This is a genomic window from Kitasatospora sp. NPDC086791, from assembly GCF_040685975.1.
Classification (GTDB): domain Bacteria; phylum Actinomycetota; class Actinomycetes; order Streptomycetales; family Streptomycetaceae; genus Kitasatospora.
This window is the reverse complement of the sequence record NZ_JBFBOC010000006.1, coordinates 223,222-241,768: the sequence shown is the minus strand read 5'-3', so window position 1 is coordinate 241,768 and position 18,547 is coordinate 223,222. Positions and strand designations below refer to the sequence as shown.

General features: G+C 72.9%; 16 protein-coding genes. 8 read left to right on the top strand and 8 right to left on the bottom strand.

All coding sequences use genetic code 11. From position 1 onward, the window contains the following. Nucleotides 1-177: 177 nt before the first annotated feature. Nucleotides 178-2,151 (top strand): translation factor GTPase family protein, encoded by a 1,974-nt coding sequence (locus AB0Q99_RS12665; RefSeq protein ID WP_363570846.1) that lies wholly within the window; start codon nucleotides 178-180, stop codon nucleotides 2,149-2,151. Nucleotides 2,152-2,224: 73 nt separating this feature from the next. Here AB0Q99_RS12665 and AB0Q99_RS12660 read toward each other — a convergent pair whose 3' ends face one another. The 4 genes from AB0Q99_RS12660 to AB0Q99_RS12645 all read right to left on the bottom strand — a co-directional run bounded on the left by AB0Q99_RS12660 (nucleotide 2,225) and on the right by AB0Q99_RS12645 (nucleotide 6,447). Next, nucleotides 2,225-2,995 (bottom strand): cyclase family protein, encoded by a 771-nt coding sequence (locus AB0Q99_RS12660; RefSeq protein WP_363570844.1) that lies wholly within the window; start codon nucleotides 2,993-2,995, stop codon nucleotides 2,225-2,227. Then, nucleotides 2,982-4,607, bottom strand: a complete 1,626-nt coding sequence (locus tag AB0Q99_RS12655; protein ID WP_363570842.1) for an FAD-dependent oxidoreductase — start codon at nucleotides 4,605-4,607, stop codon at nucleotides 2,982-2,984. Before AB0Q99_RS12655 ends, AB0Q99_RS12660 begins: the two co-directional genes overlap by 14 nt. Then, nucleotides 4,600-5,538: an aromatase/cyclase gene (locus tag AB0Q99_RS12650; protein ID WP_363570840.1), complete on the bottom strand. Its 939-nt coding sequence runs from the start codon at nucleotides 5,536-5,538 to the stop codon at nucleotides 4,600-4,602. The genes AB0Q99_RS12655 and AB0Q99_RS12650 overlap by 8 nt, the downstream gene beginning before the upstream one ends. Nucleotides 5,539-5,658: 120 nt before the next feature. Further along, nucleotides 5,659-6,447: an SDR family NAD(P)-dependent oxidoreductase gene (locus AB0Q99_RS12645; protein ID WP_363570838.1), complete on the bottom strand. Its 789-nt coding sequence runs from the start codon at nucleotides 6,445-6,447 to the stop codon at nucleotides 5,659-5,661. A gap of 234 nt (nucleotides 6,448-6,681) precedes the next feature. Between AB0Q99_RS12645 and AB0Q99_RS12640 the strand changes: the two genes are divergently transcribed. Genes AB0Q99_RS12640 through AB0Q99_RS12625 form a run of 4 tightly spaced genes read left to right on the top strand, consistent with a single transcriptional unit; the run spans nucleotide 6,682 to nucleotide 10,049 of the window. Beyond that, nucleotides 6,682-7,098, top strand: coding sequence for a nuclear transport factor 2 family protein (locus AB0Q99_RS12640; RefSeq protein WP_363570837.1), 417 nt, complete (start codon nucleotides 6,682-6,684; stop codon nucleotides 7,096-7,098). Between the two features lie 12 nt (nucleotides 7,099-7,110). Further along, nucleotides 7,111-8,664 carry a class I adenylate-forming enzyme family protein gene (locus AB0Q99_RS12635; protein ID WP_363570835.1) on the top strand — a complete coding sequence of 518 codons (1,554 nt, stop codon included), beginning with the start codon at nucleotides 7,111-7,113 and terminating at the stop codon, nucleotides 8,662-8,664. A gap of 43 nt (nucleotides 8,665-8,707) precedes the next feature. Further along, nucleotides 8,708-8,998 (top strand): antibiotic biosynthesis monooxygenase family protein, encoded by a 291-nt coding sequence (locus tag AB0Q99_RS12630; protein ID WP_030282603.1) that lies wholly within the window; start codon nucleotides 8,708-8,710, stop codon nucleotides 8,996-8,998. Between the two features lie 13 nt (nucleotides 8,999-9,011). Beyond that, nucleotides 9,012-10,049, top strand: coding sequence for a methyltransferase (locus AB0Q99_RS12625; protein WP_363570833.1), 1,038 nt, complete (start codon nucleotides 9,012-9,014; stop codon nucleotides 10,047-10,049). A gap of 151 nt (nucleotides 10,050-10,200) precedes the next feature. Here AB0Q99_RS12625 and dapC read toward each other — a convergent pair whose 3' ends face one another. Further along, nucleotides 10,201-11,292, bottom strand: a complete 1,092-nt coding sequence (gene dapC, locus AB0Q99_RS12620) for a succinyldiaminopimelate transaminase (RefSeq protein WP_363570831.1) — start codon at nucleotides 11,290-11,292, stop codon at nucleotides 10,201-10,203. Continuing rightward, nucleotides 11,289-11,711, bottom strand: coding sequence for a PPOX class F420-dependent oxidoreductase (locus AB0Q99_RS12615; RefSeq protein WP_030597156.1), 423 nt, complete (start codon nucleotides 11,709-11,711; stop codon nucleotides 11,289-11,291). The genes dapC and AB0Q99_RS12615 overlap by 4 nt, the downstream gene beginning before the upstream one ends. Nucleotides 11,712-11,875: 164 nt before the next feature. Here AB0Q99_RS12615 and AB0Q99_RS12610 point away from each other — a divergent pair, with 164 nt between their 5' ends. From AB0Q99_RS12610 to AB0Q99_RS12600, 3 genes are read left to right on the top strand one after another with little or no spacing between them, the layout of a single operon-like run. Beyond that, a complete protein-coding gene (locus AB0Q99_RS12610) occupies nucleotides 11,876-13,348 on the top strand; it encodes an FAD-dependent monooxygenase (RefSeq protein WP_363570829.1) in 1,473 nt (490 codons plus the stop codon). Nucleotides 13,349-13,376: 28 nt separating this feature from the next. Then, entirely contained in the window at nucleotides 13,377-14,411 is a 1,035-nt protein-coding gene (locus tag AB0Q99_RS12605) for a methyltransferase (protein ID WP_363570827.1), read from the top strand. A 17-nt stretch (nucleotides 14,412-14,428) separates the two neighbouring features. Beyond that, nucleotides 14,429-16,096, top strand: a complete 1,668-nt coding sequence (locus tag AB0Q99_RS12600) for an FAD-dependent monooxygenase (RefSeq protein WP_363570825.1) — start codon at nucleotides 14,429-14,431, stop codon at nucleotides 16,094-16,096. Nucleotides 16,097-16,176: 80 nt separating this feature from the next. On the opposite strand, the gene ctcQ is transcribed toward AB0Q99_RS12600, so the two are convergent. Together ctcQ and tcr3 are read right to left on the bottom strand one after the other, a co-directional pair. Then, nucleotides 16,177-16,752 (bottom strand): flavin reductase CtcQ, encoded by a 576-nt coding sequence (gene ctcQ, locus AB0Q99_RS12595; protein WP_363570823.1) that lies wholly within the window; start codon nucleotides 16,750-16,752, stop codon nucleotides 16,177-16,179. 205 nt (nucleotides 16,753-16,957) lie between these two features. Then, on the bottom strand, nucleotides 16,958-18,490 hold the full coding sequence (gene tcr3, locus AB0Q99_RS12590; protein ID WP_363570821.1) for a tetracycline efflux MFS transporter Tcr3: 1,533 nt from the start codon (nucleotides 18,488-18,490) through the stop codon (nucleotides 16,958-16,960). Nucleotides 18,491-18,547: the final 57 nt, after the last annotated feature.

The following is an 18,547-nucleotide window of genomic DNA, read 5'->3' as shown; positions in this document are numbered from 1 at the left end:
GGCTGGCGGATCGACAAGTCCTGTTAGGGTGAGGACGGTTGGCCCCATGGGCCGGCACCAGTCACCTGATACCCGCGAGACAGAGCCACGAGGAGAAGGACGTGCCCCGAAAGATCCGTGTTGCTCCGGTAATCCGTACGAAGACCGCAGAACTAGGGGACACACGTCTTGACAACCGTGAACATCGGAATCCTGGCCCATGTCGACGCCGGTAAGACCAGCCTGACCGAGCGGCTGCTGCACACCGCCGGCGTCATCGACCGGGTCGGCAGCGTCGACCGCGGCGACACCCAGACCGACTCGCACGAACTCGAGCGCCAGCGCGGCATCACCATCCGGTCCGCGGTGGTGTCCTTCACCGTGGGCGACGTCAAGGTCAACCTCATCGACACCCCCGGCCACCCGGACTTCATCTCCGAGGTGGAACGGGCCCTCGGCGTGCTCGACGGCGTGGTGCTGGTCATCTCCGCCGTGGAGGGCGTGCAGGCCCAGACCCGGCTGCTGATGCGCACGCTGGTGAAACTGCGCATGCCGGTCATCCTCTTCGTCAACAAGATCGACAGGATGGGCGCGCGCTACCACGAGCTCCTGGACGAGATCCGCTCCGAGCTCACCCCGGCCGTCGTCGCCCTGACCCGGGTCGATGGGCCAGGCACCCCCGGAGCACGGGCGTTCGCCCGGACCGTCGGGACCGACGACCCCGACTTCGCCGCCGAACTGGCCGACATCCTGGCCGAGCACGGCGACGACTTCCTGGCCCGCTACCTCGAGGACGAGACCTCCCTGACCGCGCAGGACTACAGCGCGGAACTCGCCCGCCAGGCGGCCCGGGCCCAGCTCTACCCGGTGCTCTTCGGCTCGGCCGTGGCCGGCGCCGGCATCGATGCCCTGGTCGACGGGATCACCAGGCTGTTTCCGGTCAATCACGGCGGCTCCGGGGGCACCCTCCGCGGTACCGTGTTCAAGATCGAGCGCGGGTGGGCAGGCGAGAAGGTCGCCTACGTCCGGTTGCACGGGGGCGAGCTCGGGTCGCGGGAGAAGGTGTCCGTGTTCCGGCGCGACCAGCACGGAGCCGTCACCGAGATTCCCGGCCGCACCACGGTGGTCGAGGTGTTCGACCGGGGCTCGGCCGTCGTCGAGTCGCGGGCCCGGGCCGGGGACATCGCCAAGGTCTGGGGGCTCAAGGGCATCCGGATCGGCGACCGGCTCGGTTCGGCCGAGGGGCTGGACGGGGAGCACCTGTTCGCGCCGCCGAGCCTGGAGACCGTGATCCGACCCTCCCGGCCCAGCGCGATGCCCGAACTGTACGACGCGCTGCTGCAGTTGGCCGATCAGGACCCGTTCATCAACGTCCGCAAGGACGACGAGGAGCAGGAGATCGCCGTCTCGCTCTACGGTGAGGTGCAGAAGGAGGTCATCGCGGCCACGCTCGCCGACGAGTTCAAGCTGGACGTGGCCTTCGAGGGCACCCGGATCATCTGTGTCGAGCGCCCGATCGGGATCGGCGAGTCGGTGGAGGAGATCGACTACCGGAGCAAGACCTTCTTCTGGGCCACGATCGGCCTGCGGGTGGAACCCGGGGAGCCGGGATCAGGGGTCGTGTTCCGCCGCTCGGTGGAGCTCGGCTCGCTGCCGCACGCCTTCCACAAGGCCGTCGAGGAGGCCGTGCGGGCCACCCTGCAGCAGGGGCTGAACGGCTGGGAGGTGCTGGACATCCTGGTGACCCTCACCCGTTCCGGGTTCGCCAGCCCGGTGAGCGCGGCGGGCGACTTCCGCAAGCTCACGCCGCTCGTGCTGATGAACGCGCTCAAGCAGGCGGGCACGCAGGTGTACGAACCGGTCAACCGCTTCGAGCTGGAGGTGCCGGGTGAGAACGCCAGCGCCGCCCTGCTGAGCCTGGTGGAGTGCGGCGCCACCCCGGAGAGCACCCGGGGCCTGGGCAGCAGCTGCCTGGTGGAGGGGACGATCCCGGCCCGCACGGTGCAGGAGTTCGAGCAGCGGCTGCCGGGCCTGAGCCAGGGCCAGGGCGTGCTGGTCACCCGGTTCCACAGCTTCCAGCCGGTGGTCGGGGCGGCGCCGAGGCGGCGGCGGACCGACCTCAACCCGGTGGACCGCTCGGAGTACATGCTGCGGGCCTTCGGCCGGATCTGACGGGGCGTCGTGAACGCTGAGGGCCCGACCACCGTGACGGTGGTCGGGCCCTCAGCCGTGGCGCACTCCGTCCTCAGTCGAGCAGCGCCACCGCTCGCGTCCAACCCGCCCCCGCCCCGGCGATCTTGACCGGGAACGCCTGCACGGTGAACCCGGTCGGCGCGGGCAGTGCGCCCAGATTGCTCAGACGCTCGATCTGGCAGTACTCCCGCTGCCGGCCCGCGAAATGCGCGGGCCACAGCACGGAACGGTCGCGGGTGCGCTGGAACTCGGCGAGCATGTGCGTGAACGGAGCGTCCAGCCCGAAGGCGTCCGTCCCGATGAGCCGCACGCCGAGATCGAGCAGAAGGTTCGTCGCCGCCCCGTCCAGGCCCGCGAACCGGGTGAAGTACTCGGGAGTCCCGGCGAGTCGTTCGGCACCGGTGTGCAGCAGCACGATCTCCCCGGCGCTCGGCCGGTGGTCGATCTCGTCGAAGGCGCGCCGCAGCCGGTCCACGCTGACCGTCCCGACCCCGCAGTCGGTGAGGTCCAGCCGAACGCCCGGCCCGATGAACCATTCCAGCGGCAACTCGTCGATGTGGCGCGGCACTCCGTAGGCGGCCCTGCTGCCGTAGTGGGAGGGTGCGTCGACGTGCGTGCCGGTGTGGGTGGTCAGGGTCAGGGTGTCCAGCGAGAGCAGTTCCCCGTCCGGCAGGTCCGCGACGTCGAACTCGAGGCCGTGGTCACGGAGCATGCCCGCGGCCATGTGGCGCGCGCCGTCGGCCGGCGTCAGCACCTCGTGGCGGATGCCGTCCACCTCCCAGGCGTTGGCGTCGATCGTCGAGGAGAGGTCAATGAGGCGCATGCGCGGCTCCTTCCGGCAGCAGGGCGCAGTCCCGCAGGACGTCGAGGCAGCGCTCCGGCCCCCGATCCCGCGCGGCGAGGTGGCCGTCCGGCCGGATCAGCAGGAAGTCCCCTGGTGCCAGGCCGAGTTCGCGGCGCAGCACACCCCCGGGGTCGGGCAGCTCGCCCGGGGCTCCAGGGTCGGCGACGGTACGGACGGAGACGGCGGAGCCGAACAGCCGCTCCACCCGGGCGAGCGCCTCCCGGTGCCCGGTGCTCCCGCCCTCGGCCGGGGTGGCGAGCAGGGTCCAGCGGGGGTCGGCGAGTTCGGCGCAGAACGCGGACCAGCCGGGGTGCCCGGCGGCCGTCCGGGCGTCGCAGCCCACCCGGTCCCCGGGGGAGGGCCGCCCGGCGCGCGAGCCGGCCGGGCGGGTGAGCGGGCTGTCCGGGTAGGCGAGGGCCAGTCCGCAGAAGCCCCGGATCATCCGGCCCTCGACCTTGCGCCGCAGCGGCGTGATCCGGCGCAGCGCCGCGGTGCCCACGGTCAGCAGGGCCGGGGCCAGCGCGGTGCGCAGCGACACCAGGGCGGTGGCCGTGCGGGTGGAGCGCAGCAGCACGGCCCCGGTCGGGACGCGCTCGGCGTCGTAGCTGTCCAGCAGGGCGGGCCCGGCGTGGCCGCGGATCACGTCGGCGAGCTTCCAGGCGAGGTTGTAGGCGTCCTGGATACCGCTGTTCATGCCCTGCCCGGAGGCCGGGCTGTGGACGTGGGCGGCATCCCCGGCGAGGAAGCAGCGGCCCTCGCGCATCCGGGTGATCTGGCGTTGCTGGACGGTGAAGACGGAGAGCCAGGTCGGGGTGCCGACCTGGACGGGGCGCCCGAGCGCCCGGCCGATCTTGTCGGCCAGGCGGCGGCGGACCAGCTCGCGGTCCTCGGCGCCGTCGGTGTCCACCGTGTCCACCACGCGCCACTTGCCGGGCTCGGGGAACGGGACGAGCAGCAGGGTGCCGGGCTCGGTGTGCAGCAGGTGGTTGCTGTCCGGCGGGAGGTCGGCGTCGAGGGTGACGTCGGCGTTGAGCCAGACCTCGGTGGAGTCGCCGATCAGGCGCATCCCGAGCTGCTTGCGCACGGTGCTGCGGCCGCCGTCGGCGCCGACCAGCCAGGGCACCCGGGTCTCCTCGGTGCGCCCGTCGGCGTGGCGGAGGGTGACGAGCACGGAGTCGGGCCCGGGCTGCAGCGCGGTGAGTTCGACGCCCCATTCCACGGGGACGCCGAGTTCGGCGGTGCGCTCGCGCAGCACCTGCTCGGTGACCACCTGGTCGACCATCAGGCTGAACGGGTAACGGGTCGGCAACGAGCGGTAGTTGGTGTCGAAGCGGATGAGGGTGCGGCCCCGGCGGTGCATGGTGAAGTGGGTGACCCGCCGGCCGAGCGGCAGCAGCCGGTCGAGGGCGCCCATCTGCTCGAGCACCTCCATGGTCCGGGCGTGCACCGCCAGGGCCCGGCTGCTGGTGGCCGGGCCGGGCGCGGCGTCGACCAGCCGGACGGGAACGCCGCGCCTGGCGAGTTCGTGGGCCGTGGTGAGGCCGACCGGGCCGGCCCCCGCGATCAGGACGGCCGGAGCGGGGTCAGCCACGGCGTTCCTCGGCGAAGCGCTTGGCCAGGCCGAGCGTGGCGCGGCTGTTGCCGCCGGCGGCCTCGCGGATGAAGCGGCGGGCGGTGGCGGCGGTGGCGTCCGGGCCGAGGACGGTGGGGACCGCCTCGGGGTTGAGGACGACGGCGTGCCAGGAGGTGACCCGCACTCCGCGGTCGGTCGGCTCGACGGTCCAGCGGCCGGTGTGGGCGGCCATCATGGAGGGGGTGCGCAGCTGCTTGTAGGCGATGCCGGACTCCGGGAAGCAGATCCGGATGGACTCGGTGGTGTGTTCGGAGCCGTCGGCGGTGCGGGTGTCCATGGACATGTGCTGGATGCCGCCGGCCTCCTCGCGCAGGTCGAGGCGGGCGACGTGGGGCAGCCGGGCGGGCCAGGCGGCGGCGTCCCGCAGGAAGTCGTAGACGGCCTCCGGGGCGGCGTCGACCAGCACCGCGTCCTCGAACTCGAACTCGAACTCGGCGAGCCGGTTCCAGCGTTCGGCGAGGTCCTTGATGCCGGCGAGCTCGCTGCGGCTGTTGCGGTCCGTCGCCTCGCTGATCCAGCGCAGGCCCTGCGGGTCGTCGTCGAGCGCGCTGAACTCGTGGGTGAGGGTGAGGGTGGTGCCGCCGGGGCGCTCGGCGACCTGCCACTCCCCCGCCATCGAGGCGACCGGGGCCGAGGAGGCCTCCTGGCGGAAGCGGATCCGGCGCAGGTCGGCGTCCAGGTCGCGGCGGGACGTCCAGTGCTTGACCTCGCCGTTGGCCCGGGCCCAGATCCGCAGGCGCTCGGCGCCCGGCCCCAGCTCCTCGCGCTCGACGTGGAGGGTGGGGGCGAAGCGCCGCGGCCAGGCCAGGGCGTCGGCGATGACGGTGTAGACGACCTCGGCGGGGGCGTCGACGTCGATCGAGTGGGTGGTGTACTGGAGGGTGCTCATGGGTGGGACCGGCCCTTTCCGTCGGCGGGGTGAAGCTCGGCGGGGTGAAGTTCGGCGGGGTGAAGCTCGGCGGGGTGAAGTTCGGCGGGGTGAAGTTCGGCGGGGTGCGTGGGGTGCGGCTCAGTAGATGCCGAGGCCACCGCAGACGTTGATCGCCTGCGCGGTGACCGACGCGGCGTCGGGGGTGGTCAGGTAGTCGACCATGCCGGCGACCTCCTCCGCGGTGGAGTAGCGGCCGAGCGGGATCTTCTGCTCGAAGCGCGAGAGCACGTCCTCCTCGGTGGTCGCCCAGGTCGCGGCGTACGCCTGGCGGACCCGCACGGCCATCGGCGTCTCGACGTAGCCGGGGCAGACGGCGTTGACCGTGGTACCGGTGTGGGCGAGCTCCTTGGCCAGCGCCTTGGTGAAGCCGATGACGCCGGCCTTGGAGGCCGAGTAGGGGGCGCCCAGCGGGACACCCTGCTTGCCGCCGGTGGAGGCGACGCTGATGATCCGCCCGTGCCCGGCCGCCTCCATGCCGCCGGTGGTGAGGACCTCGCGGGTGACGCGGAAGACGCTGGTGAGGTTGGTGTCGATCACGTCCTGCCACAGCTCGTCGGTGAGGGTGGAGGTGACGCCACCGCCGTTGCGTCCGGCGTTGTTGACCAGCACGCCGATCGGGCCGAAGCGGTCCACCGCTGCCCGGACGACCGTGCTCACGTCCTGCGCGGAGCGGACGTCGGCCGCGAGGCCGTCCGCCTCCAGGCCCTCGCCGCGCAGGCGGGCGACTGTCTCGGCGACGCCCTGCGCGGTGCGGGCGCAGATGAAGACGCTCAGCCCGCGCCGGGCCAGCCGCTCGGCGCTGGCCAGTCCGATGCCGCTGGTCGCCCCGGTCACCAGGGCGACGTCGCCGGTCGTCACGGTGCTCATCGCATCGATCTCCTGTCTCGCTCACGGGTCGCGGGCCCGGGCGGGCCCGCCGGTCGGGGCCCGCCCCCGCGCCCCGTCGGGAACCCGGGGGGACAGGCCCCGGGCCGACCCTGCCCGGACGGCTTCGACTGCGGTTCGAGCGCGCCGCACACGCCGACCGCTCCAACGGGATTCGAAGCGCGGGTGGGAGCGTCGGCGCTGCCCAACCACCGACGCAACGAGGAGGCCCGGAGCATGACCGGTTCGCTCTACGAGGAGGTCCAGCACTTCTACGGGCGGCAGATGCGCCACCTGGACGAGGGTGAGGTCACCGAGTGGGCCGCGACCTTCACCGAGGACGGCGTGTTCGCCGCCAACGCCCGCCCGCACCCGCAGGAGGGTCGCGCGGCGATCGAGCAGGGCGCCCGGGAGGCCGCCCAGCGCCTGGCCGATGCCGGAATCCGGCACCGGCACTGGCTGGGGATGCTGGAGGTCGCCGCGCAGCCGGACGGCCATGTGCTCGCCAAGACCTACGCGCTGATCGTCGCGACGCCCAAGGGCGGGCCGGCCGCCGTGCACCTGAGCTGCAGCTGTGAGGACCAGCTGGTGCGCGTCAACGGCGAGTTGAAGGTCCGGCACCGCCAGGTGCACCGGGACGACCTGCCCGCCTGAGAGGAGGCCACCGTGGACCTCCCACGGGACAGTACGACCTTCGGTCCGCCGCTGGACGTGGTGGCGGCGCTGATCGGCGGGCCCCGGATCGACGACCTCGTCCGCCGCGCGGCCGAGCTGACCCCTCGTCATGTCGCTCTGGTGCACGGTGACCTGGTGCTCGACCACGCCGCGCTGGAGGCCCGGGTGAGCGACTGCGCCGAGGCGCTGCGCGCCGCGTTCGGCGGTCCCCGCACGGTCATCGCGATCGCCGCCGAGCTGACCGTCGACTTCGCCGTCACCTTCCTGGGCATCTCCCGCTCCGGGAACACCAGCGCCATGTTCAACCCGCTCGTCCCGGACGAGACCCTGGTGCACGTCCTGAACTCCTGCGGCGCCCGGGCGGCCGTGCTGTCGCCCCGGATGCACCGCCGTGTCCTGGCCCTGCGGGACCGGCTGCCGCTGCTGCGGCAACTGGTGGTGACCGCCGACGCGCTCGACGGCACGCCCGTCCTGGACGCCCTGGAGCGCACCGCCGTCCCGGCCGGCGAGGTGGTGGAGACCGCCTGCCTGCAGTTCACCAGCGGCACCACCGGCGCGCCGAAGACCGTCCGGCTCAGCCACCGCAACCTGCTCGTGAACGCGGCGCAGTCGGCGCACGCCCACCGGCTGACGGCCGACGCCGTCTCGCTCAACAACCTGCCCTCCTTCCACCTGATGCACCTGAACGCCGCGCTCGCGGTCGGCGCGACGCACGTGCTCTGCCCGGAGGAGGACCGCGCGGCGCTGGTGGGACTGGCCCGTACCTGGCGGGCCTCGCACCTCTACAGCCTGCCGGTGCGGTTGTCCCGGCTCGCCGGGGACGAGCGGCTGCCCGACTTCCGCATCCCCTCGCTACGGGCGGTGCTGTCCGGTGGATCGGCGCTGCCGCCCCGGACGACGACCGTCCTGCAGGAGCACTTCGGGGTGCCGGTCGTCCAGGGCTACGGCCTCGCCGAGACGTCCCCGTCGACGCACTTCGACCTGCCCGAGGGGCCCACCCTCGGCTCCAGTGGGCCCCCGGTCGCCGGGACGGCCTGCCGGATCGTGGACGTGCGCACCGGCGCGGTGCTGCCGGTGGGCGAGCGCGGTGAGATCCAGGTCCGGGGCCCGCAGCTGATGCTGGGCTACCTGGGCGACGGGCCCACCGACGCCGTCGACGCGGACGGCTGGTTCCGCACCGGTGACGTCGGCCGGATCGACGAGGCCGGCCGCCTGTTCGTCGTCGACCGGATCAAGGACGTCTTCAAGTGCGACAACTGGCTGGTGTCGCCGACCGAGATCGAGCGGGTGCTGATGCGGCACCCGGCCGTCGCCGACTGCGTGGTCTTCGACCAGCCCGACGAGCTGAGCGGCGCCGTCGCCGTCGGCCTCGTCGTGCCGCGCGGCGAGGGCGTCGACCCGGCCGCCCTGGCCGCGTTCGCGAACGCCCGGCTCCCCTACTACGAGCACCTGAAGCAGCTGCGCCTGGTGGAGGGCATCCCGCGCTCCGCCACGGGCAAGGTCCAGCGGCGCGAGCTCCGTGACCGGCTGTTCGGCTCCCTCTGACCCGTACCACCCCACCCGCCCGACCCACCACAGGAGGAACACCGTGTACACCTTCATCAACCGCTTCACCGTCACCGGGGACGTCGCCGAGTTCGAGACGCTCGTCGGCGAGATCAGCGAGTTCATGAGCGGCCGGCCCGGCTTCCGCTCGCACCGGCTGTACCGCTGCGCCACGGACGCCTCGGTGTACGTGGAGACCGCCGAGTGGGACGACGCGGCCTCGCACCGGGCGGCGACCGGCTCGCCGGAGTTCCGCGCCCGGGTCGGCAAGGTGATGAGCCTGGCCAAGGCCGAGCCGGCCCCGTTCGACCTGCTCGCGCAGCACGGCGCCTGAGAGGGGGAGCACCATGACGGACAACGGCGAGATCATTGCGCAGCCGGTGATCCAGCTGCGCGAGCTGGGGCTGGCGGCGGCCGGCGCCGCCGCCGTGCGGGCCGCGGCCCGGCTGGGCCTGGCTGACGCCCTGGGCGAGGAGCCGGCCGGCGCGGCCGAGCTGGCCCGGGCCGTGAACGCGGACCCGGACACCCTGCAGCGGCTGCTGCGCGCCCTGGCCTGCTACGGCGTGTTCGCCGAGCAGCCGGACGGTCGGTACGTGCACACCGGCGCATCCCGGCTGCTGCGCGAGGACACCCCGCGCAGCCTGAGGGACATGGTGCTCTGGGGCACCGAGCCGTGGACCTGGGAGCTGTGGGGCCACCTCGACGAGGCGGTGCGCACCGGCAAGGCCGTCTTCCCCGAGCTGCACGGCATGGACTTCTTCGACCACCTGCACGCCCACTCCCCCGAGTCGGCGGCCGTGTTCGACCGGGCGATGACCCAGTCCAGCCGGCTCTCCGCGCTCGCGCTGGCCGACCGGCTGGACCTCGGCGGGGTCGGCACGGTGGTGGACATCGCCGGTGGCCAGGGGCACGTGCTGGCCACCCTGCTGGAGCGCAACCCCGGTCTGCGCGGCACCCTGCTGGACCTGCCCGAGGTCGTCTCCGGGGCCGACGCCCGGCTGCGGCCGGGCGGTGCGCTGGCCGGGCGCGCCACGCTGCTCGGCGGCGACTGCCGGCGGGAGATCCCGGTGCAGGCCGACGTCTACCTGCTGAAGAACATCCTCGAGTGGGACGACGAGAGCACCGTCCTGACGCTGCGCAACGTCGTCCGGGCGGCTGCTCCGGGCAGCCGGGTGATCGTGGTCGAGAACCTGGTGGACGGCAGCCCCGAGCTGCGGTTCACCACGGCGATGGACCTCCTGCTGCTGCTCAACGTCGGCGGCCGCAAGCACACCAGGGCCGGCCTGGTCTCGCTGATCGAGGAGGCGGGCCTGACCCGGGCCGAGGTCCGTCCGGTCAACTCCTACCTGCACCTGGTGGAGAGCGTGGTGCCCGAACGGGGCTGACCCGCCCGCCCACGGCCGCCGCCCCCGGACCCGTCCGGGGGCGGCGGCCGTGCTGTCCGGGGGGCGGCGGCCCTCGCACGGTCCGGGGCGGCGGTGAGCCCCGTCGGCACGGCCGACGGGGCTCGGGGGCGGAACGGGAAGGGGAGCGGGGTCAGATGCCCTCGGCGAGCCGCTTCACCGCCTGCTCGACCCGCTCGTCCGTCTCGGTGACGGCCACCCGCACGTGCCGGGCGGCCGCGGCGCCGTAGAACTCACCGGGCGCCACCAGGATGCCGCGGTCGGCCAGCGCACCGACGGTCGTCCAGCACGGCTCGTCCCTGGTCGCCCAGAGGAACAGCGCACCGGCCGAGTGCTCGATCCGGAAGCCGGCGTCCACCAGCGCCCCGCGCAGCAGCTCGCGCCGCCGGGCGTAGCGCTCGCGCTGGGCCGCCAGGTGCGCGTCGTCACCGAGCGCGGCGACCATGGCGGCCTGCACCGGGGCGGGGACCATGTGGCCGGCGTGCTTGCGCACCTCCAGCAGCGTCGCGATGACGTCCGGGTCGCCGGCGGCGAAGCCCGCCCGGTAGCCGGCCAGGTTGAAGCGCTTGGACAGCGAGTGCACCGCCAGTACGCCGTGGTGGTCGCCGCCGGTGACCTCGGCGTGGAGCACCGAGCGGGTCGAGCGCTCCCACACGTGGTCCAGGTAGCACTCGTCGTTGACCACCAGGGTGCCGCGCTCGCGCGCCCACTCGACGACCGCGCGCAGTTCGGCGGCGTCGAGCACCCGGCCCTCCGGGTTGGACGGGGAGTTCAGCCACAGCAGGCGCGGCGCAGGGCCGTCGTAGCTCAGCGGGTCGTCCGTCCGGACGAAGGTGGCACCGGCCAGCCGAGCGCTCACCTCGTAGGTGGGGAAGGACAGTTGGGGGGCGAGGACGACGTCCCCCGGGCCCAGGCCCAGCATGGTGGGCAGCCAGGCGATCAGCTCCTTGGTGCCGACCGCCGGGATCACGGCCTCCGGCTCGACGCTCACGCCCTCGCGGCGCAGCAGCCAGGCCGCGGCGGCGGCCCGCAGCGCGGGCGTGCCCTCGGTGGACGGGTAGCCCGGGGCGTCGGCCGCGGCGGCCAGGGCCGCGCGCACGGCCTCCGGGGTCGGGTCGACCGGGTCACCGAGCGCCAGGTTGACCAACCCGTCGGGGTGGGCGGCCGCGCGCCTGCGGTACGGGAACAGAACGTCCCAGGGGAACTTCGGCAGCCGCTCGATCACGCCTGCGCCCCCGCCCCGACGTTGCGGGCCAGCGGCGGAGCCTGGCAGTCGGAGTCGATGCCCCAGGAGACGATCCGCTCCGGCGTGATCCGGATCAGCTCGTCGTCGACGTGCGGCAGGATCTCCTTGCCGCCGGTCGCCAGCGCGACGGCGGTGCCCCGGATCTCGATCCCGCGGACGACCCAGCGCTGCGCGTCCACGATGTCGTCCACCACCAGCGACACCCGCGGATGCCCCTGCACGTGGCGGTACTTGAGGCTGCGGGCCATGCCGCGCCCGGTCACGTCGACGGTGCCGAGCTCGGCGTTGTAGTGGAAGCCCAGCGGGACGACGTGCGGCTGTCCCCGGCCGTCCACGGTGGCCAGGCGGGCGAGCGGCTGCGAGGCCAGGTAGGCGGCCTCTTTCGCGGTGAACGGCATGGCTGTCCTCGGTGTCTGCGGGTCAGGGTCGGCGCCCACGCTAGGCAGCCCACTTCGAGCGGCCTTGGTGCCGTTCGGCCTGCTCGCGTACCCGCGCTGGACTCCGGCTCGAAGTCCGGCTGGCACGGTGAGGCCGTCGTACCGGACCGAGACGGGAGGTCGCGTTGGACTGCGATGTGGTGGTGGCGGGGGCGGGGCCGACCGGCCTGATGCTCGCCTGCGAACTGGCCCTGGGCGGAGCCCGGGCGGTGGTGGTGGAACGGCGCCGCGAGCCGGAGAAGCACTCCAAGGCCATGGGCATGCAGGGCCGCACCGTGGAACTGCTCGAACTGCGCGGGCTGCTCGACCGCTTCAAGGAGGGCGCGGGCGTGCTGCAGGGCGGCAACTTCGCCAGCCTTGGCGTGCCGATGCGCTTCGAGGAGTTCGACACCCGCCACCCGTACGTGCTGCTGGTGCCCCAACTGCGCACCGAGGAGCTGCTCGCCGAACGGGCCCGCGAACTGGGCGTGCGGATCGTGCGCGGCTCGGGCGTCACCGGCTTCGCCCAGGACGCCGACGGGGTCACCGTCGAGACGGACACGGGCCTGCTTCGGGCACGGTACCTGGTCGGCTGCGACGGCGGCGGCAGCACCGTCCGCAAGGCCGCCGGCATCGGCTTCACCGGACAGGACCCGCACATGTACGCCCTCATCGGCGACATGCGCTTCAGCGGCGACCTGCCGCGCGGCGAGGGCCTCGGCCCGATGCGGCCGGTGGGCCTGGTCAACCCCGCCAAGCGGTCCTGGTTCGGCGCCTTCCAGCACCAGCCGGGCGTCTACCGGGCCACCGTCGCCTGGTTCGACCGGCCCTTCACCGACCGCCGCGCCCCGGTCACCGAGGAGGAGATGCGCGCCGCACTGGTCGAGCACACCGGCAGTGACCACGGGATGCACGACGTCACCTGGCTGTCCCGCCTCACCGACGTCTCCCGGCTGGCCGACTCCTACCGGCAGGGCCGGGTGCTGCTGGCCGGCGACGCCGCGCACATCCACCTGCCGGCCGGCGGCCAGGGGCTCAACCTGGGTTTCCAGGACGCCGTCAACCTCGGCTGGAAGCTGGCCGCCGTGGTCCGCGGCCACGGCACCGAGGAGCTGCTGGACAGCTACGGCGGCGAGCGTCGCCCGATCGCCGACGGCGTGGTGCGCAACACCCGCACCCAGGCCGTCCTGATCGACCCGGACCCGCGGTACGAGGCACTGCGCCAGACCTTCCGCGACCTCATGGCGCTGCCCGACACCAACCGCCACATCGCCGGCATGCTCTCCGGCTTCGACGTCGCCTACGGCGGCGGCGACCACCCTCTGGTCGGCCGCCGGATGCCGGACGCCGAGCTGATCACCGCGGACGGGCCGCGGAGGATCAGCGATTGCTTCGCCGGGGCCCGCGGTCTGCTGCTGCTCCCCGAACAGGCCCCGACCGCCTCGCCGCTGGCCGCCTGGGCGGACCGCGTGGACACCCTGACCGTCAAGTCGGGCGGCCCGGGCCCGGACACCGCCCACCTCGTCCGCCCGGACGGCTACGTGGCCTGGGCCGGCGAACCGGCCCGCACCGAGGAACTGCACCACGCCGCGACCACCTGGTTCGGCGCGGCGGCCTGATCCCCCCACCCCTGAGAAAGGACGCACGATGACCTCGTCCACCGACAGCGCCGCCGCCCGCGCGCGCCGGATCGTCGCCCTCAACACCGCCTACTTCCAGGCGAAGGCGCTGCAGAGCGCGGTCGAGCTCGGCCTCTTCGAGCTGCTCGCCGAGCGCTCCGCCGGGCTCGACCGGATCCGCGCCGAACTGGGCGTCCGGCACCGGCTGTTCAAGGACTTCCTGAACGCCCTGGTCGGCCTCGGCCTGCTGGACGAGCAGGACGGCGGCTACCGGGCCTCCGAGCTCGCCCGGGAGTTCCTGCTCCCCGGCCCCACGTACCTCGGCGGCACCGCCCGCCAGCACGCCCGGCTGCACTACCACGCCTGGGCGCAGCTGACCGACGCGCTGCGCGACGGCAAGGCCAAGTCGGCCGTGGCCGCGCAGGGCCAGCTGGCCTACCCCAAGCAGTACGAGGACCTGGACCGCGCCCGGCAGATCATGCTGCACATGGACGCCCACAACGGTTTCACGGCCGACGAGTTGGCGCGCGCGATCGACTGGAGCCGGTACACCTCCTTCGTGGACGTCGGCGGCGGGCGCGGCAACGTCGCCTCCCGGATCGTCACCGCCCACCCGCACCTGCGCGGCGGGGTCTTCGACCTGCCGGCGCTGCGCCCGCTCTTCGAGGAGCTGGTGGCCTCAGCCGGAACCGCCGACCGGGTGGACTTCCACGGCGGTGACTTCTTCGCCACCGACCTGCCGGAGGCGGACGTGGTGATCTTCGGTCACGTCCTGCCGGACTGGCCGGTCGGGGACCGCAGGGAGCTGCTGCGCCGCGCCCACAAGGCGGTGCGCCCGGGCGGCCTGGTGGTGCTGTACGACGCCATGATCGACCCGGAGGAGCGCGACCCGGAGGTCCTGCTGCAGCGGATCAACCACACCATGATCCGGGACGAGGCCGGGGCCTACTCGCTGCAGGAGGCCCGCGCCTACCTGGAGGAGGCCGGCTTCACCGTCGACCGGATCGCCGCCTCCGACACCATCACCCGCGACCACTTCGCCATCGGCGTCAAGTCGGTCTGAAGGAAAAGGAGTTCGACATGACCGACACAACCGCGGATCAGACGCGGCACGGCGACCGGCCGTACGACGTCGTCATCATCGGCAGCGGGCTGTCGGGCACCATGCTCGGCTCGATCCTCGCCAAGCACGGCTTCCGGATCATGCTGCTGGACGGTGCCCACCACCCCCGCTTCGCCGTCGGCGAGTCCACCATCGGGCAGACACTGGTGGTGCTGCGGCTGATCTCGGACCGGTACGGGGTGCCGGAGATCGCCAACCTGGCGAGCTTCCAGGACGTCCTCGCCAACGTCAGCAGTTCGCACGGGCAGAAGAGCAACTTCGGCTTCATGTTCCACCGGGACGGCGAGGAGCCGGACCCGAACGAGACCAGCCAGTTCCGCATCCCCTCGATCGTCGGCAACGCGGCCCACTTCTTCCGCCAGGACACCGACTCCTACATGTTCCACGCCGCGGTGCGCTACGGCTGCGACGCCCGGCAGTACTACCGGGTGGAGAACATCGAGTTCGACGACGGCGGGGTGACCGTCTCCGGCGCGGACGGCAGCACCGTCCGGGCCCGCTACCTGGTCGACGCCAGCGGCTTCCGCTCGCCGCTGGCACGGCAGTTGGGACTGCGGGAGGAGCCGAGCCGGCTCAAGCACCACGCCCGCTCGATCTTCACCCACATGGTCGGAGTGGACGCGATCGACGACCACGTGGACACGCCGGCCGAGCTTCGTCCGCCGGTGCCGTGGAACGACGGGACGATGCACCACATCTTCGAGCGCGGCTGGATGTGGATCATCCCGTTCAACAACCACCCCGGGGCCACCAACCCGCTGTGCAGCGTCGGCATCCAGCTCGACGAGCGCCGCTACCCCGCCCGGCCGGACCTGACGCCCGAGGAGGAGTTCTGGTCCCACGTGGACCGCTTCCCGGCGGTGCAGCGGCAGTTGAAGGGCGCCCGCAGCGTGCGCGAGTGGGTGCGAACGGACCGCATGCAGTACTCCTCGAGCCGGACGGTCGGCGAGCGCTGGTGCCTGATGTCGCACGCGGCCGGCTTCATCGACCCGCTCTTCTCCCGCGGCCTGTCCAACACCTGCGAGATCATCAACGCGCTGTCCTGGCGGCTGATGGCCGCGCTGCGCGAGGACGACTTCACGGTCGAGCGCTTCGCCTACGTGGAGGAACTGGAGCAGGGTCTGCTGGACTGGAACGACAAGCTGGTCAACAACTCCTTCATCTCCTTCTCGCACTACCCGCTGTGGAACTCGGTCTTCCGGATCTGGGCCTCGGCCAGCGTGATCGGCGGCAAGCGCATCCTCAACGCACTGACCAGGACCAAGGAGACCGGCGACGACAGCCACTGCCAGGCGCTGGACGACAACCCGTACCCGGGCCTGTGGTGTCCGCTGGACTTCTACAAGGAGGCCTTCGACGAGCTCACCGAGCTGTGCGAGGCCGTGGACGCCGGGCGCACCACGGCCGAGGAGGCCGCGCGGGTGCTGGAGCAGCGGATCCGCGAGTCGGACTGGATGCTGCCGGCCCTGGGCTTCAACGACCCCGACACCCACCACATCAACCCGACGGCGGACAAGATGATCCGGATCGCGGAGTGGGCCACCGGTCACCACCGCCCGGAGATCCGTGAGCTGCTGGCCGCCAGTGCCGAGGAGGTCAGGGCGGCGATGCGGGTCAAGCCGTAGCGCGAGGGGCAACGGCGAGGGCCGCGTCCGGGGAGGTGCTCCCGGACGCGGCCCTCGCCGTTCGCCGCACGCGGGTGGGCTCAGCCCTCGGCCGCCAGGGTCAGGGCGGCCGTCCGCGGATCCTCCTCCACCGGCCAGCGGGCGTAGGAGCGGCGCCAGTACATCAGCGGGCTGGGCACCTCGGGCCGGGGGCCGCCGGCCACCACCGCGCCGATCACGATGGTGTGGTCGCCCGCGTCGAGGGCCGCGGCGACCCGGCACTCGGCGTGCGCGACGACGTCGGCCGACATGACCGGCACGCCACCGGCGCTGCCCGGCTCCCACCGGACGTCCCGGAAGCGGTCGTCCACGGGCGCGGCGAAGCGCGCGGACGTGGACTCCCCTCCGCCGCGCAGCACGTTGACGGCGAACTCGCCGCGCCCCAGGAGGGCCTTCAGCACCCGGCTGTCGCGGTTGATGCAGACCAGCAGCAGGGGCGGGGCCTTGGAGACGCTGCAGGCGGCCGAACAGGTCAACCCGTACGGCTCCCCGTCCGGTCCCAGGGTCGTCACCACGGTGACCCCGGTCGGCAGGGCGCCCATGATCGACAGGAAGGTGTCGCCGTCCACCAGGCCGGGGGCCAGGTCCAGCGGCAGGGACAGGGGTTCGGGGGGCATCGGTCCTCCACTCTCGGCGGGTCGGTGCCCCCATGCTCGCGGGGCGCCTTCGAGCCGGCGCCGGGCCGTCGTCGGGCCCTCCGGGCGCGCGAACGGGCGCACGCGAGGGCGCGCGGACGCGGCCGGAGCCGGAGCGGAAAAGCGCGTACCCCCGGCACGGGGGTGACCGGGGGTACGCGGGTTCAGGGGGTGCGGGTGCGCGCGCTCACTCCTCGTCGCGCAGTTCCCGCAGCGGGAAGGTGAGCAGGAAGCCCACCGCGAGGATCAGGCCGCCGACCAGGAACATCGTGTCGAAGCCCGAGGTGAAGGCGTCGACCGCCGAGGCGCTCAGGCCGCCGGTGGAGTCCGGGTCGGAGAGCGCTCGGCGCACGGCCTCGTCCGGGTCGGCCCCGTCGAGCCTGCCGGCGGCGACGCCGAACAGCACCGACATGAAGACGGCGGCGCCGCTCGTGCCGCCGAGCTGGCGGAACAGACCGGAGGCGGCGTTGGCCACGCCCAGCTCGGACTTGGGCGCCGAGCTCTGGATCGCCAGGGTGATGACGGTCTGGGAGAGCCCGATGCCGAAGCCCAGCCAGGCCGCGATCACCACGATCACCGCGAGCGGGGTGTCCGCGCCCGCGGCGGAGAGCGACAGCAACGCTCCGGCCATCGAGCCGAGGCCCACGATCGCGGGCTTCTTGTAGCGGTTCCACTTCTTGATGATCTTGGCGCAGATCGTCTGGGAGACGATCGCCCCGGTCATCACCGGGATGATCACCAGTCCGGCGACGGTGGCACTGCGCCCCTGCACCAGCTGCAGGAACAGCGGCAGGGTGGAGACCGTACCGAAGATGCCGACGCCGATGGTGAAGTTGACGGCCGTGGCCATCGTGATGCCACCGCGCCGGAACAGCCGCAGCGGGACCATCGCCTCCAGCCCGCGGGCCCGCTCGGCGAGCACGAACAGCACCAGGCCGATCAGCGAGACGGCGAACAGCGTCAGCGAACGCGCCGATCCCCAGCCCCAGTCGAGGCCCTCCTCCGCCACGATCAGCAGTGGCACCAGGCAGAGCGCCAGGGTGAGCGCCCCCCGGAAGTCGATCGGGTGGTCCACCCTGCGGTGCGGCAGGTTGAGCGCCTTGCGCACGCTGACCAGCGCCACCAGACCGAGCGGCACGTTGATCAGGAAGGCCCAGCGCCAGCCGGTCACCCCGAGGATCTCGCCGGCGCCCGCGAACAGGCCCCCGACGAGCGGGCCGAGCACACTGGCCGCCACCCAGGCCATCATCAGGTACGAGAAGTAGCGCCCGCGCTCGCGCACCGGGGCGAGGTCGGCGATGACGGCCGTCGGCAGCGACATCAGCCCGGCGCCGCCGAAGCCCTGGAGGACGCGGGCGATCGCCAGCGTCTCCATCGAGTTCGCCATCGCGCAGGCCGCCGAGCCGACGATGAAGACCGCGATCGCCGCCAGGTAGAGCGGCTTGCGGCCGTAGATGTCGGACAGCTTGCCGTAGAACGGCATCGCGATCGTGGAGCTGACCAGGTAGCCGGTGATCACCCAGGCCTGGACGGTCTGGCCGTGCAGTTGGTCGCCGATCGTACGCAGCGCGGTGGAGACGATCGTCTGGTCGAGTGCGGCGAGCAGCACGGCCAACAGGAGCCCGGACAGCGCGGTGATGATCTGGCGGTGAGTGAAGCCGGCGGGGCCGCCGGCCTCGTCCGCGACGGCCTCGCCGGTCTGCGAGGTGGCGTTCGCCATTTTCATTTCTCCCACCGGATTCGACAAGGTCTTGTCGAATTGAGCGTAGTGGCTACC

What these genes read in the sequence shown, in the direction of transcription:
- AB0Q99_RS12660 (WP_363570844.1), bottom strand. Translation starts at nt 2,995, where the DNA reads ATGCGCCTCATTGACCTCTCCTCGACGATCGACGCCAACGCCTGGGAG.
- AB0Q99_RS12650 (WP_363570840.1), bottom strand. Translation starts at nt 5,538, where the DNA reads ATGAGCACCCTCCAGTACACCACCCACTCGATCGACGTCGACGCCCCC.
- AB0Q99_RS12645 (WP_363570838.1), bottom strand. Translation starts at nt 6,447, where the DNA reads ATGAGCACCGTGACGACCGGCGACGTCGCCCTGGTGACCGGGGCGACC.
- AB0Q99_RS12640 (WP_363570837.1), top strand. Translation starts at nt 6,682, where the DNA reads ATGACCGGTTCGCTCTACGAGGAGGTCCAGCACTTCTACGGGCGGCAG.
- AB0Q99_RS12625 (WP_363570833.1), top strand. Translation starts at nt 9,012, where the DNA reads ATGACGGACAACGGCGAGATCATTGCGCAGCCGGTGATCCAGCTGCGC.
- AB0Q99_RS12615 (WP_030597156.1), bottom strand. Translation starts at nt 11,711, where the DNA reads ATGCCGTTCACCGCGAAAGAGGCCGCCTACCTGGCCTCGCAGCCGCTC.
- AB0Q99_RS12605 (WP_363570827.1), top strand. Translation starts at nt 13,377, where the DNA reads ATGACCTCGTCCACCGACAGCGCCGCCGCCCGCGCGCGCCGGATCGTC.
- AB0Q99_RS12600 (WP_363570825.1), top strand. Translation starts at nt 14,429, where the DNA reads ATGACCGACACAACCGCGGATCAGACGCGGCACGGCGACCGGCCGTAC.
- ctcQ (WP_363570823.1), bottom strand. Translation starts at nt 16,752, where the DNA reads ATGCCCCCCGAACCCCTGTCCCTGCCGCTGGACCTGGCCCCCGGCCTG.
- tcr3 (WP_363570821.1), bottom strand. Translation starts at nt 18,490, where the DNA reads ATGGCGAACGCCACCTCGCAGACCGGCGAGGCCGTCGCGGACGAGGCC.